This is a genomic window from Actinoplanes philippinensis (assembly GCF_900113015.1).
Taxonomy (GTDB): domain Bacteria; phylum Actinomycetota; class Actinomycetes; order Mycobacteriales; family Micromonosporaceae; genus Actinoplanes; species Actinoplanes philippinensis.
Genome location: NZ_FONV01000013.1, coordinates 159,748 through 182,050 on the forward strand (window position 1 = coordinate 159,748; position 22,303 = coordinate 182,050).

Annotated in this window: 19 protein-coding genes; 8 read left to right on the plus strand and 11 right to left on the minus strand. The window is 70.2% G+C overall.

The genetic code is table 11. The features are described 5' to 3' along the window. Nucleotides 1-152: 152 nt before the first annotated feature. The 3 genes from BM290_RS33005 to BM290_RS48710 form a co-directional block, all read right to left on the minus strand. Nucleotides 153-3,053: a vitamin B12-dependent ribonucleotide reductase gene (locus BM290_RS33005; protein ID WP_093619839.1), complete on the minus strand. Its 2,901-nt coding sequence runs from the start codon at nt 3,051-3,053 to the stop codon at nt 153-155. A gap of 82 nt (nt 3,054-3,135) precedes the next feature. Next, nucleotides 3,136-3,654, minus strand: a complete 519-nt coding sequence (gene nrdR / locus BM290_RS33010) for a transcriptional regulator NrdR (protein ID WP_093619981.1) — start codon at nt 3,652-3,654, stop codon at nt 3,136-3,138. Nucleotides 3,655-4,018: 364 nt separating this feature from the next. Further along, the gene (locus BM290_RS48710; protein ID WP_177319997.1) at nt 4,019-4,156 is read right to left on the minus strand and encodes a hypothetical protein; all 138 of its coding nucleotides are present in this window, start codon (nt 4,154-4,156) and stop codon (nt 4,019-4,021) included. A 251-nt stretch (nt 4,157-4,407) separates the two neighbouring features. Between BM290_RS48710 and lexA the strand changes: the two genes are divergently transcribed. Further along, the gene (gene lexA, locus BM290_RS33015) at nt 4,408-5,184 is read left to right on the plus strand and encodes a transcriptional repressor LexA (protein ID WP_093619840.1); all 777 of its coding nucleotides are present in this window, start codon (nt 4,408-4,410) and stop codon (nt 5,182-5,184) included. 447 nt (nt 5,185-5,631) lie between these two features. Here the strand turns inward: lexA and BM290_RS33020 are convergent, their stop codons facing one another. Together BM290_RS33020 and hflX are read right to left on the minus strand one after the other, a co-directional pair. Next, nucleotides 5,632-7,398, minus strand: a complete 1,767-nt coding sequence (locus BM290_RS33020; RefSeq protein WP_093619841.1) for a hypothetical protein — start codon at nt 7,396-7,398, stop codon at nt 5,632-5,634. Between the two features lie 91 nt (nt 7,399-7,489). Further along, nucleotides 7,490-8,902, minus strand: coding sequence for a GTPase HflX (gene hflX, locus BM290_RS33025; RefSeq protein ID WP_093619842.1), 1,413 nt, complete (start codon nt 8,900-8,902; stop codon nt 7,490-7,492). Nucleotides 8,903-9,055: 153 nt separating this feature from the next. Here hflX and BM290_RS33030 point away from each other — a divergent pair, with 153 nt between their 5' ends. Next, entirely contained in the window at nt 9,056-10,516 is a 1,461-nt protein-coding gene (locus tag BM290_RS33030) for an NAD-dependent malic enzyme (protein WP_093619843.1), read from the plus strand. 316 nt (nt 10,517-10,832) lie between these two features. Here BM290_RS33030 and BM290_RS33035 read toward each other — a convergent pair whose 3' ends face one another. Genes BM290_RS33035 through miaA form a run of 3 tightly spaced genes read right to left on the minus strand, consistent with a single transcriptional unit; the run spans nt 10,833 to nt 13,314 of the window. Then, complete coding sequence (locus BM290_RS33035; protein ID WP_093619844.1) at nt 10,833-11,555, minus strand: glycerophosphodiester phosphodiesterase; 723 nt, start codon at nt 11,553-11,555, stop codon at nt 10,833-10,835. After that, entirely contained in the window at nt 11,555-12,400 is an 846-nt protein-coding gene (gene dapF, locus BM290_RS33040; RefSeq protein WP_093619983.1) for a diaminopimelate epimerase, read from the minus strand. Before dapF ends, BM290_RS33035 begins: the two co-directional genes overlap by 1 nt. An 8-nt stretch (nt 12,401-12,408) precedes the next feature. Next, complete coding sequence (miaA, locus tag BM290_RS33045; RefSeq protein ID WP_373871100.1) at nt 12,409-13,314, minus strand: tRNA (adenosine(37)-N6)-dimethylallyltransferase MiaA; 906 nt, start codon at nt 13,312-13,314, stop codon at nt 12,409-12,411. A 180-nt stretch (nt 13,315-13,494) separates the two neighbouring features. Between miaA and BM290_RS33050 the strand changes: the two genes are divergently transcribed. Next, nucleotides 13,495-14,703, plus strand: coding sequence for a DUF349 domain-containing protein (locus tag BM290_RS33050; protein WP_093619845.1), 1,209 nt, complete (start codon nt 13,495-13,497; stop codon nt 14,701-14,703). A gap of 15 nt (nt 14,704-14,718) precedes the next feature. Here the strand turns inward: BM290_RS33050 and BM290_RS33055 are convergent, their stop codons facing one another. Then, nucleotides 14,719-15,657 (minus strand): threonine ammonia-lyase, encoded by a 939-nt coding sequence (locus BM290_RS33055; protein ID WP_093619984.1) that lies wholly within the window; start codon nt 15,655-15,657, stop codon nt 14,719-14,721. A gap of 83 nt (nt 15,658-15,740) precedes the next feature. Between BM290_RS33055 and BM290_RS33060 the strand changes: the two genes are divergently transcribed. Then, nucleotides 15,741-16,652: a LysR family transcriptional regulator gene (locus BM290_RS33060; RefSeq protein WP_093619846.1), complete on the plus strand. Its 912-nt coding sequence runs from the start codon at nt 15,741-15,743 to the stop codon at nt 16,650-16,652. 162 nt (nt 16,653-16,814) lie between these two features. Here the strand turns inward: BM290_RS33060 and miaB are convergent, their stop codons facing one another. Together miaB and BM290_RS33070 are read right to left on the minus strand one after the other, a co-directional pair. Continuing rightward, entirely contained in the window at nt 16,815-18,314 is a 1,500-nt protein-coding gene (miaB, locus tag BM290_RS33065) for a tRNA (N6-isopentenyl adenosine(37)-C2)-methylthiotransferase MiaB (RefSeq protein ID WP_093619847.1), read from the minus strand. A 21-nt stretch (nt 18,315-18,335) separates the two neighbouring features. Then, entirely contained in the window at nt 18,336-18,809 is a 474-nt protein-coding gene (locus tag BM290_RS33070; protein ID WP_093619848.1) for a hypothetical protein, read from the minus strand. 129 nt (nt 18,810-18,938) lie between these two features. On the opposite strand from BM290_RS33070, the gene BM290_RS33075 reads away from it, so the two are divergent. The 4 genes from BM290_RS33075 to BM290_RS33090 are packed head-to-tail and all read left to right on the plus strand — an operon-like array spanning nt 18,939 to nt 22,302. Further along, a complete protein-coding gene (locus BM290_RS33075; RefSeq protein WP_093619849.1) occupies nt 18,939-19,682 on the plus strand; it encodes an amino acid ABC transporter ATP-binding protein in 744 nt (247 codons plus the stop codon). A 55-nt stretch (nt 19,683-19,737) separates the two neighbouring features. Beyond that, nucleotides 19,738-20,616 (plus strand): glutamate ABC transporter substrate-binding protein, encoded by an 879-nt coding sequence (locus BM290_RS33080; RefSeq protein ID WP_093619850.1) that lies wholly within the window; start codon nt 19,738-19,740, stop codon nt 20,614-20,616. Between the two features lie 31 nt (nt 20,617-20,647). Continuing rightward, nucleotides 20,648-21,358, plus strand: coding sequence for an amino acid ABC transporter permease (locus BM290_RS33085; protein ID WP_093619851.1), 711 nt, complete (start codon nt 20,648-20,650; stop codon nt 21,356-21,358). Then, nucleotides 21,355-22,302: an amino acid ABC transporter permease gene (locus BM290_RS33090; RefSeq protein ID WP_093619852.1), complete on the plus strand. Its 948-nt coding sequence runs from the start codon at nt 21,355-21,357 to the stop codon at nt 22,300-22,302. The genes BM290_RS33085 and BM290_RS33090 overlap by 4 nt, the downstream gene beginning before the upstream one ends. Nucleotide 22,303 lies beyond the last annotated feature (1 nt).

Consider the following 22,303-nt stretch of genomic DNA (forward strand, 5'->3'; position numbering starts at 1 on the left):
ACCACGTCGATCAGCAGTGGCAGCGGGGCCGGGGCGGCGAACAGGCCGCCCCGGCCCTCGTCGTTCCTGGACCACCCGAACGCCGCCACCCGGACAATAAGAAGTCCCCCGGACCGTGACAGGTCCGGGGGACTTTCTCAGTGCTTCAGGACTCAGCTGCAGCCCGACGTGGAGCCGCAGCCCTCACAGACGTAGCAGCTGCCGGCCCGGCGCATCTTGGTGCCGCAGGTGAAGCAGAGCGGTGCGTCGGCGGCGTGGCCGGTCACGATCTCCAGCAGCTCGGTGGAGGAGCCCGCCGTCACCGGGGCCTCCTTCTCCGGGGCGGTCGAGGCCTTCACCTCGGCCACGGTGACCTTGGAGGTCGCCGGAGCCGGCGAGACCGGCGCGGAGGCGGCCAGGTTGGCCAGCTCCTCGGCCGCCTCGGCAGCCGCCGCCTCGGCAGCGGCCTGCGCGGTCCGCTCCTTGTTGGTGAAGATGCCCAGCTCGGCCCGCGTCTCGTACGGCAGGAAGTCCAGCGCCAGGCGACGGAAGATGTAGTCCATCACCGAGGTCGCCATGCGCACGTCCGGGTCGTCGGTCATACCGGCCGGCTCGAAGCGCATGTTGGTGAACTTGCTGACGAACGTCTCGAGCGGCACACCGTACTGAAGCCCTATCGAGATCGCCACCGAGAAGGCGTCCATGACGCCGGCCAGGGTGGAGCCCTGCTTCGACATCTTGAGGAAGACCTCGCCGAGACCGTCGTCCGGGTAGGACGAGGCGGTCAGGTAGCCCTTCGCGCCGGCCACCGAGAACGACACCGTCTCCGACGTCCGCTTCTTCGGCAGGCGCTTGCGGATCGGGCGGTACTCGATCACCTTCTCGATGATCTTCTCGACCTCGGCCGCCGGAAGGACCGGGGCCTCGACCTCGGTGGTCTTCTTCTTGGCTGCCGACAGCGGCTGGCCGACCTTGCAGTTGTCCCGGTAGATCGCCAGCGCCTTGAGGCCCAGCTTCCAGCCCTGGTAGTGGATCTCCTCGATCTCCTCGACGGTCGCCGTCTCCGGCATGTTGACCGTCTTCGAGATCGCGCCGGAGATGAACGGCTGCACCGCGGCCATCATCTTGACGTGGCCGATCGGGGAGATCACCCGCTCGCCCATGGCGCAGTCGAAGATCGCGTAGTGCTCCGGCTTGAGACCGGGCGCGTCGACGACGTTGCCGTGCTCGGCGATGTGCTCGACGATCGCCTCGACCTGCTCCTCCGGGTAGCCGATGCTGCGCAGCGCCCGCGGAACCGTCTGGTTGACGATCTGCATCGAGCCGCCGCCGACCAGCTTCTTGAACTTGACCAGGGCCAGGTCGGGCTCGATGCCGGTGGTGTCGCAGTCCATCATCAGGCCGATGGTGCCGGTCGGCGCGAGCACCGACGCCTGCGCGTTGCGCCAGCCGTTCTTCGCGCCCAGCTTGTTGCCGGACTGCCACTGACGGGTCGCCTCGCGGAGGATCTCGGTGGCGACCGGGCCCAGCGGGCGGACCTCGTCGTTGGCGGCGGCGTGCTTGCGCATGACGCGCTGGTGCGCCTCGGCGTTACGGGCGTAGCCGTCGTACGCGCCGACGACACCGGCCAGCTCGGCCGAGCGCCGGTACGCCGTACCGGTCATGAGCGAGGTGATCGCCGCGGCGACGCTACGGCCACCCTCGGAGTCGTAGGGCAGACCGGACGCCATGAGCAGCGCGCCGATGTTCGCGTAGCCGATGCCGAGCTGCCGGTACGCCCGGGTGGTGACCCCGATCCGCTCGGTCGGGAAGTCGGCGAAGCAGATCGAGATGTCCATCGCGGTGATGATGAACTCGACGCTCTTGACGAACTTCTCCACCTCGAAGCCGCCGTCGGCCTTGAGGAACTTCATCAGGTTGAGCGAGGCCAGGTTGCAGGACGAGTCGTCCAGCGACATGTACTCCGAGCACGGGTTGGACGCGGTGATCCGGCCGGTCTCGGGGTTGGTGTGCCAGTCGTTGATCGTGTCGTCGTACTGCAGGCCGGGGTCGGCGCACTCCCAGGCGGCCTGGGCGATGCCACGGAACAGCTTCCGGGCGTCGATGGTCTCGATGACCTCGCCGTCGAGACGGCCGCGGAGACCGAACTCGGTGCCCTCCTCGTACGCCCGCATGAACTCGTCGCTGACCCGCACCGAGTTGTTCGCGTTCTGGTACTGCACGGAGACGATGTCGGCGCCACCGAGGTCCATGTCGAACCCGGCGTCGCGCAGCGCGCGGATCTTGTCCTCCTCGCGCGCCTTGGTCGCGACGAACTCCTCGATGTCGGGGTGGTCGACGTCGAGGATGACCATCTTCGCCGCGCGCCGGGTGGCGCCGCCGGACTTGATGGTGCCCGCGCTGGCGTCCGCGCCGCGCATGAAGCTGACCGGGCCGCTCGCCGTCCCCCCAGACGACAGCAGCTCCTTGGACGACCGGATCCGGGACAGGTTGACGCCCGAGCCGGAGCCGCCCTTGAAGATCAGCCCCTCTTCCTTGTACCAGTCGAGGATCGAATCCATCGAGTCGTCGACCGAGAGGATGAAGCAGGCGCTGACCTGCTGCGGCGACTTGGTGCCGACGTTGAACCAGACCGGCGAGTTGAAGCTGAACACCTGGTGCAGCAGCATCCAGGTCAGCTCGTGGTCGAACAGCTCGGCGTCGGCCGGCGTGGCGAAGTAGCCGTGCTCCTCGCCCGCCTTGCGGTACGTCTGGACGACGCGGTCGATGAGCTGCTTGAGCGACCACTCCCGCTCAGGGGTGCCCACCGCGCCACGGAAGTACTTGGTCGTGACGATGTTGGCCGCGTTCACGCTCCAGAACGCGGGGAACTCGACGCCACGCTGCTCGAAGTTGATCGAGCCGTCCCGCCAGTTCGTCATGACGACGTCGCGGCGTTCCCACTCGACCTCGTCGTACGGGTGAACGCCCTCGCTCGTCCAGACCCGCTCCACTCGCAGCCCCCCGGCCGCCGCGCCGCCGCCGCCGTTCGCCCGGCTGCGCTGACGACCTGCAGTGATGCCGTCTCCGGCCATATGGATGTGCTCCCCCTCGTTGGTACCGCTACAAATGAGTCGGTAAGAAGTGCCTCGGGCTGAGGCCGGCCGAACTGACGCCTCAGCCGTTCAGCTTGGGTGCGCGTCCCCCGGACCGCGGCGCGACAGGGTGTCGCGTCCCGGGTTCCCGGTCGGGGCCGGCTTCGCGCAGCGCGGCGATCTCCTTCTCGAATTCGTCGAGAGAGTCGAACGACTTGTACACGCTGGCGAACCGGAGGTAAGCCACCTGGTCGAGCTCACGCAACGGCGTGAGGATCGCCAGTCCCACGTCGTGGCTGGGGATCTCGGCGGCGCCGCGGGCCCGGACGGCTTCCTCCACGCGCTGCGCGAGCTTCGCGATGGAGTCCTCGTCGACGGGCCGGCCCTGACAGGCCTTGCGCACGCCACTCATGATCTTTGTCCGGCTGAAGGGCTCGGTGACGCCACTGCGCTTGACCACCGCGAGCACGGCCTCCTCGACGGTGGTGAACCGCTTGCCGCACTCGGGGCACGATCGGCGGCGACGGATCAGCTGACCGTCGTCGGCCTCACGCGAGTCGACCACGCGCGAATCGGCGTGACGACAGTACGGGCAGCGCACCGCGATCTCCCTCCGGATCCATCGCCCCGGGGCTCCGGGCATGACGAAACGCAGCTCAACCAACGCCGAAACAATCGGTTGCGCTGTGGACGACATGTGGATAACCGGTGAGAAGGAAACCCAACCTGTGGACGACTTACATCCGTGTAACCACTAGATGTTGGGGTAGACGCTAGGCCCCGGCGGACGCCGATGCAAGTTCAGCAGCGTGCCGCCGCGCCGTATTTTCCGCCTCACCACCTGGGGTGATGACACCATCACGCGCAGCGGCCGGATCGAGCGATACGACGCGCCGGAGAATCGGGCACCACACCCGACGGAGATCAAACCGGGCGGCCGCGCCGGCCCGGGAGGCCGCAGCGCGTCAGCTTGGCGAAGCCGTGGTGAGGAGGACGACATAGGCCAGCCCGACGGCGGCGAAGAACAGGCTCAGCAGCACCACCCGGCCACGGCGGGTGAGGCGCAGCGGCGGCTCGGCGTGGCGCGCACCACTGACCGTCATGACTTGACCCCTTTCGGACACCCGTTCGATAGAACGCCCGTACGAGGGTCTATCAGAACAGGGGTACGGAAGTCGAGTGCTTCTACAGCGACACGCCGGAGAAATCTCGTACAGATGTTTGAATATGTCGTACCTGCACACTAGGTTTTCCGACAAGAAGGGGTCAGCCGGACGCACGCCATCCCCACGGCGGCGCCCGGCTCCGCGACGCACCACGTGCCGCGAGGCACTTGGCCGACAGGGAGGGCGACGTGTCGACCGAAGACCGCACCAGCCGACAGCAGCAGACCAGGAAGCCCGAGACGGTCCGGCGCCGCACCACGCCGAGCCGGTCCCGCGGTTCCGACGCGCCACAGCTACGCGCGGTCACACCGATCGGTCACGTCCCGGAAGTGGTCGCCAGCGACCTGACCGCGCGCCAGCGGCGCATCCTCGAGTTCATCCGTGACTGGGTGGAGAAATACGGTTATCCGCCCAGCGTCCGGGAGATCGGCGAGGCGGTCGGCCTGGTCTCCCCCTCCAGCGTGGCCTACCAGCTGAAGGCGCTGGAGACCAAGGGCTACCTGCGCCGCGATCCGAACCGGCCACGCGCCGTCGACGTCCGCGCCCCCGGCGAGCTGGTCGACGACGAGGCGCTGCGCGCGGCCCGCCCGCAGCCCGCCTACGTGCCTCTGGTCGGCCGCATCGCCGCCGGCGGCCCGATCCTCGCCGAGCAGTCCGTGGAGGAGTTCTTCCCGCTGCCCCGCGAGCTGGTCGGCGAGGGCGACGTCTTCATGCTCGAGGTCAAGGGCGACTCGATGATCGACGCCGCGATCTGCAACGGCGACTGGGTGGTCGTGCGCCAGCAGCCCAACGCCGAGGCCGGTGACATCGTCGCCGCGATGATCGACGGCGAGGCCACGGTCAAGAGCTACCGCCAGCGCGACGGGCACGTCTGGCTGATGCCGGCCAACCCGGCCTTCGATCCGATCCCCGGCGACGACGCCACCATCATGGGCCGCGTGGTGGCGGTCCTCCGCCGCGTCTGACCCACCGCGGGCCGGACACCGGGCGTTTCCCGGCGTCCGGCCCAAACCTTTTCAGAGGTACGGTCCACGCGCCCCCACCTCACGCAAGAGGCATCCCCACCTGCCCGCCCTTCACGTCAGCAAGCACTCGGAACCAGTGTGGTCCGGCCGGCGCTCAGAGCCGTCCCGAGCCCACACGACAGCACGCAGGACCAGCCAGGCTGGGCCGGCACTCAGAGCCGTCCGAGCCCACGCGACAGCACGCAGCGCCAGCCAGGCTGGGCTGGCGCTCAAAGCTGTCCCGGGCCCCACACGGACCAGCCGGGCCGGGCTCGCACTCAGGGCTGTCCCGGGCGCCGGAGGACAGCCCCTGGCGGCCAGCTGGGGTCGACACGGGCGGCGGCCGTGAGGGAACGCAGAAGGCCGGCTCCGCGGTGGGCGGAACCGGCCTTCAGGAGCTGGATCTGGTTACTGACGGGCGTCGGGGCGGCCGCCGCCGTACACACCGTTCGAGCGCTGCGCCTGCCCCTGCGGGCCACGAGGCGGCTGCTGCCCACCATAAACGCCACCACCGCCACCACCGCCGCCGCGGCTCGGGGGCTGCTGCGGGCCGCGAGGGGGCTGCTGCTGCGGACCACGCGCGGGCTGCTGTTGCGGGCCTCGGGCCGGCGGCTGCTGCGGGTTACGCGGAGGCTGCTGCTGCGGGCCAGGGCCACCACGACCCGGCGCCTGCTGCGGGCCACGGGCCGGCGGCTGCTGCTGCGGGCCTCGGGCCGGCGGCTGCTGCGGGCTGCGCGGCGGAGCCTGCTGTGGGCCGCGCGGAGGCTGACCGGCAGGCCGCCCGTACTGCGGACCACCGCCACCCTGACCTCCGGCGCCCTTGCCGCCGTACACACCGTTGCCCCGCTGCGGACCGCCGCCGGAACCCGGGCCACCACCGGAAGCCGGGCCGCTGCCACCAGAGGCCGGACCGGACTTCGCGCCGTAGACCGGCCCACCACCCCCGGGCCGCCCCGAACCGTAGGCGGCCCCGCGCTGCGGCGCCCCGCCGACACCGATCAGCTCGGTCTCCGGGTCGCCCTTGGCGAGCCCGCCGGACGGCAGGTCGTCCACGTTCGCCCCGAGGGCTTGCGGCGACCGGCGGAATCGCACGATCCCGAACACGCCGGCGGCGACCAGGATCAGCCCGAGGACACCGACGCCACCCACGATGTAGGTGACGTCGTCGATGTCGAGATTCGAATACCAGGAGTCGCCGCCCGCGCCCTTGCCGGATTTCTCCGACTTCACCGCGACAGTGGTGGCCGGCGTGTACTCCCGGATGTGGTTGGCCGCGTCCTTGACACCGCTCATGTCGGAGACGGTGTAGAAGAGCTTGCCGTCGGTGCTGTACGCGATCGCCTCGCCGAGTGGCTCGTTCGGCAGGCCGGTGGTGCGCGGCTCCTTCTTCAGCGCGCCGAGCACGTCCTTGTTGGTGACGTCCCACTCGACGGCGTCGGTGTAGGTGCGCAGCACCACCTTGGTCAGGCCCTGGGAGACAGCGCCGCCGGTGACGGTCTTGTTGCCGATCCGGGCGACCGGGTTGCCGGCCGTCTCGGTGGCCGAGAGCTGGATCTCGCCGACCCGCTTCAGCGGCACCGGGGTGTTGCTGTTCTTCTTCAGCTCGGCGGTCGGCTTGTAGATGCCGGCGGGCGCGCCGATCTCCTTGGTCACGATCATCGGCGTGCCGTCGCCGTCGAAGATCAGCGCCTCGGCGTCGTGCTTGTCCTTGTCCGGGTAGCTGACCCGGTAGATGACCGCGTCGCTGTCGCCGCTGACCGGCAGGCTCCAGAGCGCGACGTGGGGCCGCACATTCGACGGATCGGTGCGGACGTTGTTGTCGCCGATGTCGGCGACCCACAGCGTCTCGCCGTCGGGCGAGAGAACGAGGTCCTCGGCGTCCAGCGGGGTGCCCTTGAACCCGGTCTCACTGACCTTCTTGCACTCACGGTTGAGGAAGACGATCTTCGGGGTGACGCCCTGCTGGCCGTTGTTGACGACGATGAAGCCGTTCTTGGTGGCCACCAGCCCGGAGAGCTGGGTCAGCCCCGCGTCGGTGATCTTGCAGAGCTTCTTGCCGGGCGTCGACTTGGCGCTGACGGTGGGCGCCGGTGTCGGGTCCTCGGCGGACGCGCTGGAGGAGCCGACCATTACCAGACCGATGGCCACGATGGTCGGGAACACGAGACGCCGCATCCGCACAGTGTCGCACGCGACGTCTCGTGCCGGTATTACGTGTGGATCAACACAGGAACCTGGTCCCGGGAAGTCCGAATTGCGTTTCGGATCAGCTCCGGAAACCGGACAGCTCGGCAGCGAACTGTTCATCGACGCGCACGGAGAGTTCGGTCCCGTCGTCCAGATGCCGGGACTGCAGCACCTGACCGGACCGGTGCACCCGGGCCACCAGGTCCCCCCGGTCGTACGGAATGAGGACCCGCATCTCGACCGCGGGCCGGGGCAGCCGGTCGGCGATCGCCTTGTGCAGCTCCGTGATGCCGGCCCCGGACCGCGCCGAGACGAAGATCGCCTCCGGCCAGGTCCGCTTGAGCCGCAGCACGGTCTCCTCGTCCGCCGCGTCGACCTTGTTGATCACGAGCAGCTCGGGCAGCTGGTCGGCGCCGACCTCGCCGAGCACCTCGCGAACCGCGCTGACCTGACCCTCCGGGTCGGGGTGGGCGCCGTCGACGACGTGCACCACCAGGTCGGCCCGGCCCACCTCCTCCAGCGTCGAGCGGAACGCCTCGACGATCTGGTGCGGCAGGTGACGGACGAACCCGACGGTGTCGGAGAGCGTGAAGACCCGCCCGTCCTCCGCGGCGGTGCGCCGGGTGGTCGGGTCGAGGGTGGCGAACAGCGCGTCCTCCACCAGCACGCCGGCCTGGGTCAGCCGGTTGAGCAGGCTCGACTTGCCCGCGTTGGTGTAACCGGCGATGGCCACGGCCGGCACGCCGCTCGCCGCACGACGGGAGCGCTTGGTCTCCCGTACCGTCTTCATGGCTTTGATCTCGCGCCGCAGTTTGGCGATGCGGGTGTTGATCCGCCGCCGGTCGGTCTCGAGTTTGGTCTCACCGGGACCACGGGTGCCGACGCCGCCGCCGCCCGAACCGCCACCGGCGCCACCGCCCTGCCGGGACATGGCCTCACCCCAGCCGCGCAGCCGCGGCAGAAGGTACTGCAGTTGGGCCAGCTCGACCTGGGCCTTGCCCTCACGGCTCTTGGCGTGCTGGGCGAAGATGTCGAGGATCAGGGCGGTCCGGTCGACCACCTTGACCTTGATCTGCTGCTCCAGGTTGCGCAGCTGGGACGGGGACAGCTCGCCGTCGCAGATGACCGTGTCGGCGCCGGTCATGACGACCACGTCGCGCAGCTCGTCGACCTTGCCACGGCCGATGAAGGTGGCCGCGTCGGGCTGTTTCCGTCGCTGGATCAGGCCCTCGAGGACCTGGGAGCCGGCGGTCTCGGCGAGAGCGGCCAGCTCGGTGAGTGAATTGTCGGCGTCTTCGACACTGCCCTCGGTCCACACCCCGACCAGCACGACCCGTTCGAGTCGCAACTGCCGGTACTCGACCTCGGTGACGTCGGTCAGCTCGGTGGAAAGACCGGCCACCCGCCTGAGCGAGTGCCGCTCCTCGAGCTCCAGGTCCCCGGTCGTGGGGTCCAGCTCGTCAAGGACGGGTGTCTGGTACGTGTTTCGCAAAAGTGACCTCCTACGTCCGATCGTGGCACGTCACGAGAGCGAACGCATCCGCATAACTCCACCTGACCCACGAGTAACCACCGAGCGGTGAGCCGATATTCCGCAAGAGCGACAATCGTCAGGACTCACCCCACCAACGTCGGAGGGAACACCGTGGTGACCACCCGCCTGCCGAGCGCAGGATTCTCGATCACGATCCGTATCGCCGTTACCGCGGACGCCTCGTCCATCGGCCGGCTCACCACCTGCGTCGGTGAGGCCGGGGCGATCGTGACGGCGCTGGACGTGGTGGACTCCGATCCCACGCGCGTGCTCGTCGACCTGACCTGCGACACCGCCGACGCCGCGCACGCCGACCAGGTCGTCAAGCAGCTGGAGGAGCAGGACGGCGTGGACGTCCGCAAGGTCTCCGACCGGACGTTCCTGCTGCACCTGGGCGGCAAGATCGAGGTGTCGTCGAAGGTCGCGCTGCGCAACCGGGACGAGCTGTCCCGGGCGTACACCCCCGGGGTCGCCAGGGTCTGCATGGCCATCGCGGAGAACCCGGCGGACGCCCGGCGCCTCACCATCAAGCGCAACACGGTCGCCGTGGTCAGCGACGGCTCGGCCGTGCTGGGCCTGGGCAACATCGGGCCGGCCGCGGCGATGCCGGTGATGGAGGGCAAGGCGGCGCTGTTCAAACGGTTCGGCGGGGTGGACGCCTGGCCGGTGGTCCTGGACACCCAGGACACCGACGAGATCGTGGCCATCGTGAAGGCGATCGCCCCGGCCTACGGCGGCATCAACCTGGAGGACATCGCGGCCCCGCGGTGCTTCGAGATCGAGGCGCGGCTGCGGGAGCTGCTGGACATCCCGGTCTTCCACGACGACCAGCACGGCACCGCGATCTGCGTGCTGGCGGCGCTCACCAACGCGCTGCGGGTGGTCGGCAAGCGGATGCAGGACGTCAAGGTCGTCGTCTCCGGCGCGGGCGCGGCCGGCACCGCGATCATGAAGCTGCTGATGCGTCAGGGTGTGGGCGACATCATCGCGTACGACCGGAACAGCGCCCTGCACCGCGGGATGCCGGGCCTCAACGAGTCGATGCAGTGGCTGGCCGACCACACCAACAAGGAGAACTACTCCGGCGACCTGCCCGGCGCGATCGTCGGCGCGGACGTCTTCATCGGCGTGTCCGCGCCCAACCTGCTGACCGGCGACGACATCGCGAAGATGGCGGAGAAGTCGATCGTCTTCGCGATGGCCAACCCGGACCCGGAGGTCGACCCGCGCGAGGCCCGCAAGCACGCCGCGGTGGTGGCGACCGGCCGGTCCGATCAGCCCAACCAGATCAACAACGTGCTGGCGTTCCCGGGCGTCTTCCGCGGCATGCTGGACGTCAGCGCCGAGGAGTTCACCGAGGAGATGGCGCTGGCCGCGGCCCGGGCCATCGCCGACGTGGTCGGCGAGGACAAGATCAACCCCACCGTGATCATCCCGAGCGTCTTCGATCCCAAGGTCACCCCCGCGGTGGCGGCGGCGATCCGGGCGGTCGTCCGAGGCGTGCCCGCCCCGGCCAACCCGGCGGCGGTCCCGGAGAGCGAACTCGACAAGGCCCCGGAGACAACCTTCTAAACCCTTCAGCGGTACGGCTGTCGCGCGCCCGGCCCACACGGATCCCGGGCGCGCCGCCCCCGTATCCCAAGCGAAGCACCGCCCTGTCCCCCTCCGGCCACGCACCGCCGGCCGCAGACCGGGAACCGTCGCCGCGTGCCCATCCGACCACGCACCGGCGTGCCGTAGGCCGGGCGTGCCGTAGGCCGGGCGTGCCGTAGGCCCGTCCAACCAGAGGCCGGCGAACCGTGGGCCGGGCCAACCGTAGGCCGGGCCAACCGTAGGCCGGGCCAACCGTAGGCCGGGGACATGAGCCCGCGACTCGGGGTCGCGGGGTCTAGGCGTTGGCCCAGCCGGTCAGTTCGCCGACCAGGTCGGTGATCAGGCCGGCGACGCCCGCGTCGACCAGTGGGCGCCACTGGGCGATGTCGTTGGGGGTCCACGGCATCACGCCGACCCCGGCCGCGGCGAGGGCGGCCATCGTCTCCGGCCCGGCCAGCACGTCGTCCACCGACGGATTGCAGTAGGCGACGCCCAGCTCCCGCGCCAGCTCGACGGTCTCCGCGTCGAAACGGAACAGCAGCAGGCCCCGCCGCACCTCCGGCGTCACGTCCCGGACCTTGCGCACCACGTCGGCGTCGAAGCTCTGCACCACGGACCGGCCGAGCAGGTCACGCTCGGCCAGCGCGGCGAGGATCGACTTCACCTCGTCCAGCGTGGCGGGCGGCTTGATCTCGACGAGCAGGTCCACCGGGGCGGGCGCAAGCAGGTCGAGCGTCTCGGCCAGGGTCGGCACCCGCAGACCGCTGAACCCGGCGCCGAACCAGGACCCGGCGTCCAGAGCGGCGACCTCGTCATACGTCAGGTCCCACACCCGGCCACGGCCGTCGGTGGTGCGGTTGACCGTCCGGTCGTGGATCACCACCGGCACGCCGTCACGGGTGGCCCGGACGTCGAACTCGACGACCGTGGCGCCGGCGCGGACCGCGGCGGCGAAGGCGGGCAGCGTGTTCTCGGGGGCGACCGTCGAGTAGCCCCGGTGCGCGACACGGGCCAGCATCAGAGCACGGCCGCCGGGTCGACGTCACCGTCGGCGACCAGCACCGCCGGGCCCTCCAGCCACCAGGCGCCGTCCGCGTCGCAGGTCACCCGCACCCGGCCGCCGAGCACGTCGACCGCCACCGAGCCGGTCGTCAGGCCCGCCTCACGCAGCGCGACCGCGCCGACCGCGAGCGCGCCGGTGCCGCACGACTGGGTCTCGCCGGAGCCGCGCTCGTGCACCCGCATCCGGACGTGCCGGTCGACCCCGGCCAGCGGCTCGGCGGGCTCGACGAACTCCACATTCACCCCGGCCGGGAAGACCGCCGGATCGTGCAGCGGGGCGCGGGTCAGATCGAGGGCGGACAGCTCCACCCCGTCGTGCAGGCCGCAGACCAGGTGCGGGTTGCCGCAGTCCACCGCGAGCCCGGGGACGGTCAGGGAGCCGAGAGTGGCGGTGCTCCCCGCGTACACCCTGGGGGTTTTCATCCGCGCGCTGATCGTGCCGTCACCGACGACGGTGACCAGCACCCCCGCCCTGGTCGCCACCGGAAGGCCCGAAGGGCCGGGTGTGGCCAGGCCCTTCTCCAGCAGATAGCGGACGAAGACGCGCAGGCCGTTGCCGCACATCTCGGCGATCGAGCCGTCGCTGTTGTGATAGTCCATGAACCACTCGGCCTCGCCGGCGAAATCGGCGGCCTCGGGGTGCTTGGCGCTGCGCACCACCCGGATCACGCCGTCGCCACCGATCCCCCGGCGGCGGTCGCAGAGCGCCGCGACCAGCGCGGGTGTCAGCTCCAGCTCGCCGTCGGGGTCGGGGAGGAGGACGAAGTCGTTGCTTGTTCCATGGCCCTTGGTGAAACGCACGCGGCCCATCATCGCGCAACGGCCAGGGCATCCGCCAACAGCGTCGGAGCGGCGGCGTCGAGCCAGGTGATCGAGGAGTCGCGGCGGAACCAGGAGCGCTGGCGGCGCACGAAACGCCGGGTGCCCTGGACCGTGTCCGCCTTCGCGGCGGCCTCGGTGAGCTCGCCGTCGATCTGTGCCAGAGCCTGCTGGTAGCCCAGCGCTCGCGAGGCGGTCCGGCCGTCGCGGATGCCGGTCAGGCCGCGGACCTCGTCGACCAGGCCGGCCGCCCACATCAGGTCGACGCGCAGCGCGATCCGCTCGTCGAGCTCGGTGGTGTCGCGGTCCACGCCGATCTGCACGGCGTCGTAGACCGGCCGCGGATCGGGCAGGCTGGCGGTGAACGGGCGGCCGGTCAGCTCGATCACCTCGAGCGCGCGGACGATCCGGCGGCCGTTGCTCGGCAGGATCTTGGCGGCCGCCTCCGGGTCGCGCTCGCCCAGGCGGGTGTGCAGCACGCCCGCGCCGGCCGCGGCCAGCTCCTCCTCCAGCCGGGCCCGGACGGCCGGGTCGGTGCCGGGGAACTCGAAGTCCTCCAGGACGGCCCGCACATAGAGGCCGGACCCGCCGACCAGCAGCGGCACCCGGCCCCGGGCCAGGATGTCGTCGATCGCGGCCCGGGCGAGCCGCTGATACTCCGCGACGGCGGCCGGCTCGGTCACGTCCCAGATGTCGAGCAGATGGTGCGGAACGCCCTCGCGCTCGGCCGGGGTGAGCTTGGCCGTGCCGATGTCCATCCCGCGGTAGAGCTGCATGGAGTCGGCGTTGACCACTTCACCGCCCAGCTCGTGGGCGAGCGCGATGCTCAGGGCCGACTTGCCGGCCGCTGTCGGGCCGACGACGGTGACCACTCGTTGACCTGTCCGGAACGGCACGAACCAACCGTAGGACACCGTTGTGTCACGGTCGTCAGCGGGAGCTTTCCCCTGACCGGGTTGGACCTGTGACAATGCGCGAGAAAGAATGCCGGTGAGAAGTCGGCATTCAGACTGCGCTGTGGCGGTGGCCACGACCCCGATGCGGGCCGTTGACGCCGGGAGAACGAGGATGAGCTCATGAACGACTGGACGGCCTTCGGGCGCGTGGATGCCGACGGCACCGTGTACGTGAAGACCGCTGAGGGCGACCGGGTGGTCGGCTCCTGGCAGGCGGGCACCCCTGAAGAGGGTCTTGCCCACTTCGCCCGGCGATTCGCCGACCTGGTGACCGAGGTCGAGCTCGTCGAGGCTCGCCTCAAGTCGGGCGCGGCGGACGCGGCCCACTCACTCAGCAGCGTGAAGCGGCTGCGCACCCAGCTGGACGAGGCGCACGTCGTCGGCGACATCGACGGCCTGACCACCCGCCTGGAGAAGCTGGCGACGCTCGCCGAGGAGAAGGCCGGCGAGGCCAGGGCCGCCCGCGAGGTGGCCCGGACGGAGGCGCTCGCCCGTAAGACGGCGCTGGTCGAGGAGGCGGAGAAGATCGCCGCCGACGCCACCGGCTGGAAGACGGCGGGCGATCGCCTCAAGGAGATCCTCGACGAGTGGAAGACGATCCGCGGCGTCGACAAGAAGACCGACGGCGAGCTGTGGAAGCGGTTCGCCGCGGCGCGGGACGGCTTCACCCGCCGCCGGGGCGCCCACTTCGCCACCCTCGACGGTCAGCGCAAGCAGGCGCAGACCGCCAAGGAGGACCTGGTCAAGGAGGCCGAGAGCCTGGCCTCGTCGACCGAGTGGTCGAGCACGGCCAACCGGCTCAAGGACCTGATGACCGAGTGGAAGGCCGCGCCCCGCGCCGCCAAGGAGGCCGAGCAGCGCCTCTGGGAGCGTTTCCGGGCCGCCCAGGACGCGTTCTTCACCAAGCGCAGCGAGGTCTTCTCCGCCCGCGACGCGGAGTACCAGGGCAACCTGGAGAAGAAGCAGGCCATCCTGGCCGAGCTGGAGGCCGTCGACGTCGACGCGGACGCCCGCGCCGCGCAGAACAAGCTGCGTGACGCCCAGGCCGCGTGGCACGAGGCCGGCCGGGTGCCGCGGGAGGCGTCCGCCTCGCTGGACCGTCGCTGGCGGGCCGCCGAGGAGCGCATCCGGGTCGCGATGGACTCGGCGTGGCGCAAGACCAGCCCGCAGGACAACCCGCTGCTGCGCCAGATGCGCGACCAGGTCGCCGAGGCCGAGCAGCGGCTGGAGCGGGCCAAGGCGGCCGGCGACAACCGGCGGATCAAGGAGGCCGAGCAGGCGCTCGCCTCGAAGAAGCAGTTCCTCGCCCTGGCCGAGCAGGCCAACTGAGGCCGGCCGGGTTTCTCAACCGCGCCTGAGGGTCGCCAGTTCGTCCGCGTCGGCGTTGCCGCCGGTGCAGACGATGGCGACCCTCTTGCCGTTGAAGAGGTCGGGGCGGCTCAGGACTCCGGCGAGCGCGGCGGCCCCGGCGCCCTCGGCGAGGGTGTGCGCCGTGGTGGCGAGCAGCCGCCGGGCGTGGGTGATCTCGTCGTCGCCGACCAGCAGGAAATCCGCCAGCCGGTCCCGCATGATCCGCTGCGGCAGTGCGAAGCCGCGGCCGGTGGCCAGCCCGGCGGCCGCGGTGCCGTTGGGCCGGGTCACCAGCTCTCCGGCCCGCCAGGAGTCATGCGCGGCGGGTGATGCCGCGGACTGGACGGCGATCACCGGGCAGCCGGCCACCAGGCACGCCGACGCCGCTCCGGTGCCGCTGCCCACCGGCACGACGATCGCGTCCAGGTCCGGCCGGGCCTCGACGATCTCCAGGTAGACGGTCCCGACACCGGCCAGCAGCTCGGGGGTGTCGCCGGGGCTGATCAGCCGGGCACCGCTGCGTTCGGCGTGCTCGCGGGCGTGCCGCTCGGCGGCCTCCAGGCTGTCGCCGTGCCGGATCGCCTGGGCGCCCCACCCCTCGACCGCCCGCGCCTTGGTCCCCGGCGTGCCGGCCGGCATGACGACAGTGCATGCGGCGCCGAAGACGTGGCTCGCGTAGGCGAGTGACTGCGCGTGGTTGCCGGTGGACCAGGTGACCGTGCCGCGCTCGCGTTCGATGTCGCTCATCCCGGCCAGCAGCGTCACGCCGCCCCGCACCTTGAACGCGCCGACCGGCTGGGTGTTCTCGTGCTTGACCAGCACGGTCGCCCCGGCCGCCCGGTCCAGGAGGGGGTAGGACCACATCGGCGTGGGCGGCAGGTGGTCGCGGAGGAGATCACGGGCGGCGTGGATGTCGGCGAGAGTGGGTTCCATGTCCTGATCGTCGGCCGCCACGACCCATAGGTCCAATGTCAATCGTCTCGGAAACCCATAGGCAGGATTGATACGTTGGCCGGATGCTCGACGTCACCCGGCTGACCGTCCTGGCCGCCGTCGCGAAACACGGTTCGGTCACCGCTGCCGCCCGCGCCCTGCACTACGCGCAGCCGTCGGTCAGCCACCACCTGGCCCGGCTCGAGGCGGAGACCGGCAGCCGGCTCCTGCAGCGGGTGGGCCGGGGCGTGCGCCTGACCGAGGCGGGGCGGCTGCTCGCCGATCGTGCCGAGGAGATCCTGGGCCGGCTCGCCGCCGCCGAGGCCGAGCTGGCCGAGCTCGCCGGAGTGCGGGCCGGCCGGGTCCGGCTGGCCGCGTTCCCGTCCGCGCTCGGCACGTTCGTCCCGGTCGCGGCGGCCGGGTTCACCACCGCTCATCCCGGTGTGGACCTGCGGTTCGCCGAGGCCGAGCCGCCCGCCGCGGTCCGGCTGCTGCGCGGTGGCGAGGTGGAGGCGGCGCTGATCTTCACCCATCCCGGCGAGTCCGCACCCGATCTGGACGGCCTGCGGGCCGAGACGCTGCTGGACGAGCCGTCCCATCTGGTCGTCCCGGTGGACTGGCCCGGCGATCGGCTGGCCGATCACCGGGACCGGCCGTGGATCGGCGGCTGCGAGCGGTGCCGCAGCCGTCTGATCGCCGCGTGTGCGGCCGAGGGGTTCGTTCCGGACATCCGGTTCACCACGGACGACTACGTGGCCGTACAGGCGCTGGTGGCCGCCGGCATGGGGGCCACGACGCTGCCGGCGCTCGCGCTCGCCGCCCACCGCCATCCACGGGTACGGACGGTGCCGCTGCCCGGGCCGGGGCGCCGGGTGTTGATCGCGGTGCTCGGCGAGCCGCCCGATCCCCCGGCGACGGCGGCGCTGCTGGCCCAGATCCGCGCCGCGGCCGCCGAGGTCCCGGTAGTGCTCTCACCGGTGTCTCAGACGCGCTGAGACACCGGTGACGACCATAAGGACGTGACGGCGGCGCCGCGATGCCGGTGCGGGCCACCACACGGACCTGGCCCGGCGCCGAGACCGCCGGTGTGGGTCACACGGACGTGACGCGGCGCGGTGACGCCGGGCAGGGGCGCGCGGACGTGACCCGGGGTGGGGTCAGACGGCGCAGCCGTCGGCGGCCGGGGGCAGCGGGGCCGGGACGCCGATCGTCGGCAGGCCCAGCGAGACGCCCTTCAGCTTCGGGGTACGCCCGGCCTCGAAGGCGTCGCCGGCGCGGGTCCGGCGGTGGCTCAGCGGGGCGCCGTCGGCGTTGAGGTGGTGCGGGGCGGCGTAGGTGATCACCGTCTCGACGATGTCGCCGGGGCGCGGGGCGAGGTCGCCGGTCAGCTCGCCGGTCGCGAAGTGCACCAGTCGGCCGTCCCGGGCGCGCCCGCTCATCCGGCCGGTGCGCTCGTCCTTACGGCCCTCGCCGACCGCGACCAGGACCTCCACCTTCTCGCCGACGAGCTTCTTGTTCTCGGCCCAGGTGATCTCCTCGAGCGTGGCGATCAGCCGGTTGTAGCGCTCCTGGACGACCGCTTTCGGGACCTGCTCCTCCATGGTCGCGGCCGGGGTGCCGGGCCGCTTCGAGTACTGGAAGGTGAAGGCGCTGGAGAACCGGGCCCGGCGGACCACCTCGAGGGTCTGCTCGAAGTCCTCGTCGGTCTCGCCGGGGAAGCCGACGATGATGTCGGTGGTGATCGCGGCGTCCGGCATGGCGGCCCGGACCTTCTCGATGATCCCCAGATACTTCTCTTGACGGTAGCTGCGGCGCATCGCCTTGAGCACGGTGTCCGAGCCGGACTGCAGCGGCATGTGCAGTGAGTGGCACACATTCGGCGTCTCGGCCATCGCGGCGATCACGTCGTCGGTGAAGTCCTTCGGGTGCGGGCTGGTGAACCGGACCCGCTCCAGGCCCTCCACCTCGCCGCAGGCGCGCAGCAGCTTGCCGAACGCGAGCCGGTCGCCGAACTCGACACCGTAGGAATTCACGTTCTGCCCGAGCAGGGTCACCTCGAGGACGCCCTCGGCGACCAGGGCGCGCACCTCGGCCAGGATGTCGCCGGGGCGGCGGTCCTTCTCCTTGCCGCGCAGGCTCGGGACGATGCAGAACGTGCAGGTGTTGTTGCAGCCGACCGAGATGGAAACCCACCCCGCATACGTCGACTCGCGCTTGGTCGGCAGGGTGGAGGGGAAGACCTCGAGCGACTCGAGGATCTCGACCTGCGCCTCCTCGTTGTGCCGGGCGCGCTCCAGCATCGCCGGCAGGGAGCCGATGTTGTGGGTGCCGAAGACGACGTCGACCCAGGGCGCCTTCTTGACGATGTCGCCCTTGTCCTTCTGGGCGAGGCAGCCGCCGACGGCGATCTGCATGCCGGGGTTCTTCAGCTTGGTCGGGCGCAGGTGGCCGAGGTTGCCGTAGAGACGGTTGTCGGCATTTTCCCGGACCGCGCAGGTGTTGAAGACGACCACGTCCGCCGCGTCGGCCTCGGTGGCGCGCACATAGCCGGCGTCCTCCATCAGGCCGGAGATCCGCTCGCTGTCGTGCACGTTCATCTGGCAGCCGTACGTACGCACGTCGTAGGTGCGCGGGGCGCCGGTCATCTCGGTAGTCATGGCAATTGACCAGGCTACCCCTCACGCCGCGGCGGGCCGCTCCGGCGTCGGGTCCGGTTTCCACCGCGAACGGTCACAGCCGGCCGGGGCCGCGCACGCCGGATCATGGCCGGTGCAGGGGCGGACGTGCCGCCGCTCGGCGCCGTCGTCGGTCTCCCGCTCGTCGACGTGCACGGGCCGGACCGTGCCGTCGGGCTCGCACAACACGTACCGCGAAGGGTTGAGGGTGTCGTCGGGAAGCAGGACCGCGGCACGCAGCCGGACCGCGACGGCGCTCGCGACGGTCTCCTCGGCGACGCCGGCCGGCGTCAAGTAGATGTCGACCACGGTCGGGAAGTCTCCGCCGACGTGATAGACGTCGCAGAGCAGATCCGCGCCGGCGACCATGCCATGCACGGGACGTTCCAGAACGCCGGCCAGCGCGCCCATGACCCGGTCCGGGCCGACCCGGTCGGCGATGCACCAGTTCCACGGGCCGTCCGCCATGAAGTCCATGGTCCTGACCCCTCTCTCAGCGCAGCGGCTGTGTTACCGCTCCGTGACCATTCTCGACACATTCCGATACGGACGGGCCCATAGGGTGTGTCCATTCGAGTGAACCGAGAACGAGCGGATGGACCAGGGGTGACAGGCGAGGCTCTCATCGTCCTTGAGAACGTCAACAAGTGGTTCGGGCCCTTGCACGTGCTGCAGGACGTCGACCTGTCTGTCGCGCGCGGCGAGGTCGTGGTCGTCATCGGACCGTCCGGGTCCGGCAAGTCCACGCCGTGCCGTGCCATCAACCGGCTGGAGCCGATCGACTCCGGCACGATCACTTTCGACGGGCGGCCACTTCCGGCCGAGGGCCGGGCGCTGGCACGGCTGCGCAGCGAGGTCGGCATGGTGTTCCAGTCGTTCAACCTCTTCGCGCACAAGACCATCCTGCAGAACGTGATGCTGGGCCCGGTCAAGGTGCGCAAGGAGAAGCCCGCGGTGGTGCGTGACCGCGCCATGGGCCTGCTGGAGCGCGTCGGCATCGCCAACCAGGCCGACAAGTATCCTGCTCAGCTCTCCGGCGGCCAGCAGCAGCGCGTCGCGATCGCGCGGGCGCTCGCCATGCAGCCCAAGGCGCTGCTCTTCGACGAGCCGACCAGCGCGCTCGACCCGGAGATGGTCGGCGAGGTGCTGGATGTGATGACCTCACTGGCCCGCGACGGCATGACCATGGTGGTCGTCACCCACGAGATGGGTTTCGCCCGGCACGCGGCCGACCGGGTCGTGTTCATGGCCGACGGCCAGCTCGTCGAGCAGGCGGTGCCGGAGGAGTTCTTCGCGAACCCGCGGAGCGACCGGGCCAAGGACTTCCTTTCCAAGATCCTCACGCACTGAGTGCCTCGGGTCCGCCCCACAACGGTGGGCCCGATCCAACGAAGGAGTACGAAATATGCGTTTCACTCGTGCAGCCGTTGTGGCCACCGCCGCGGCTCTGACTTTGGGCCTGACCGCGTGTGGCGGCGACAAGACCGAGTCGGGTGGCACCGGCACCGCCAAGTCGTTCGCCGCCGGCAGCACCATGGAGAAGCTCAACAAGGCTCAGGCGATCAAGGTCGGCACCAAGTTCGACCAGCCCGGCTTCGGCCTCAAGGGCCTGTCCGGCAAGCCGGAGGGCTTCGACGTCGAGGTCGCGAAGATCATCGTCAAGGAGCTCGGCATCCCCACGGACAAGATCGAGTTCGTCGAGACGACCTCGAAGATCCGCGAGGACGCCATCGTGAACAACAACGTCGACTTCATCGTCGCGACGTACACGATCAACGACAAGCGCAAGGAGCGCATCGCGTTCGCCGGGCCGTACTACGAGGCCGGCCAGAACATCCTGGTCAAGGCTGACGACGCGACAATCACCGGTCCGGACGCCTTCAAGGCCGGCGACAAGAAGGTCTGCTCGGTCACCGGCTCGACTCCGGCCGAGAACATCAAGACGTACGTCAAGGACGTCGCCACCCAGCTGGTGCTCTTCGACACCTACGACAAGTGCATCAGCGCCCTGGACGGCGGCCAGGTCAACGCCGTGACCACCGACAACGTCATCCTGCTCGGCTACGTCGCCAAGAACGAGGGCAAGTACAAGCTGGCCGGCGACAACTTCACCAAGGAGCCGTACGGCATCGGCGTGAAGATCGACGACAAGGACTTCCGGTCGTTCATCAACGACACGCTGGAGAAGGCCTACAAGGACGGCAGCTGGAAGAAGGCCTGGGACGACACCGCCGGCAAGTTCGGCGCCGAGCTGGGCTCCGCTCCGGCCGTCAACCGCTACTGATATCAACCGCTGATCCGGGGAGCTTCCGCCCGTGAGTGTTTGGGTAGACAAGTTCGACGTCTTCGCGGGCGGTTTCTGGCTCACCCTCCAGATCTGCGTGCTCGCCGCGATCGGCGCCCTCGTTCTGGGCGCCGTCGTGGCGGTGCTCCGCATCTCGCCGGTGCCGCCACTGCGCGCGCTCGGCACCGCGTACGTCACGATCTTCCGCAACATGCCGCTGACCGTGGTGATGTTCTTCTCGGCCTTCGCGCTGCCGGCGCTCGGCTCCAACGCCGACTTCCTGCGCATCCCGGGGCTCGAGCTGGTCTTCACACGGCTCGGCACCGACCTGCCGTACTTCCGCTTCGCCCTGATCGCCCTGACCCTCTACACGGCCGCGTTCGTGTGTGAGGCGCTGCGGGCCGGCATCAACGCGGTCTCGCCCGGTCAGGCCGAGGCGGCCCGGTCGCTGGGGCTGACCTTCACCCAGAACCTGCGGTACGTGGTGCTGCCGCAGTCGTGGAAGGCCTCGATCGTCCCGCTCGGTTCGGTGATCATCGCGATGATCAAGAACTCGGCCCTGATCGGCTTCTTCGGCGTCGTCGGCGACCTTTCACAGAGCGCCGACCAGCTCACCTCGGCCGAGGGATACGCCTTCATCCCCGTCGCCATCGGCATCTCGATCGGATACCTGATCATGACCGTCCCCCTCGGGGCCCTCCTCGACCGGATCGAGCGGCGGCAGGCGGTGGCGGCCCGATGAGCAGCGTCCTCTACGACGTACCGGGCCCCCGCCAGCGGCGGCTCACCCTGATCATCAGCCTGCTGGCCACCGTCCTGGTGGCGGTCGGCGCTTACTACCTGATCTACCTGCCCCTGGACGAGAAGGGGCAGTTCTCGATGGATCTCTGGGGGCCGCTGATCGACCCCTCCAACGAGAACTTCACCCTGGTCTGGGAACGGATCTGGGTCGGCATCGAGAACACGCTGATCGCGGCCGCCCTGGCCATCGTCGCGTCACTGATCATCGGCACCCTGCTGGCCGTCCTGCGGCTACAGCTCAAGAGCCTGGCCGGCCGCCGGTACGCCGGGCTGTCGGCCCCGGTCGCCTACCTGCTCCGCGGGCTGGGCAGCGGGCTGGCCGTGCTCACCCGGGTCTGTGTCGAGGTGTTCCGCGGCCTGCCCGTGGTCATCACGATCTTCTTCGTCGCGCGTGGCCTGCCCGAGTTCGGCGTCACCCTCGAGACGCTGTGGTACCTGGTCATCGGCCTGACCGTCTACAACGGTGTGGTCATCGCCGAGATCCTGCGCTCCGGCATGGAGGGCCTGCCCTTCGGCCAGCGGGAGGCCGCCGTCGCGATCGGTCTCTCGCCGTTCCAGACCACCACGCTGATCCTGCTGCCGCAATCCTTCCGGATCATGCTGCCGGCGCTGATCAGCCAGCTCGTCGTGGTCCTCAAGGACACCTCGCTGGGCTTCATCATCAGCTACGAGGAGACCCTCAACATCGGCAAGCAGATCATCGGCGTGCTGAGCAACCCGATCCAGGTCTACTTCGTGATCGCGGTGCTCTTCATCCTGGTCAACTACTCGCTGTCGAAGCTCGCCCAGTACGTGCAGAAGCGGCTCGCCCGCGGCCGCAAGACCGCGAACCTGCCGGCCGCCTCCGAGGTGGCCGCCCCGATCGACGCGGGCGCGGCAGTCTGAG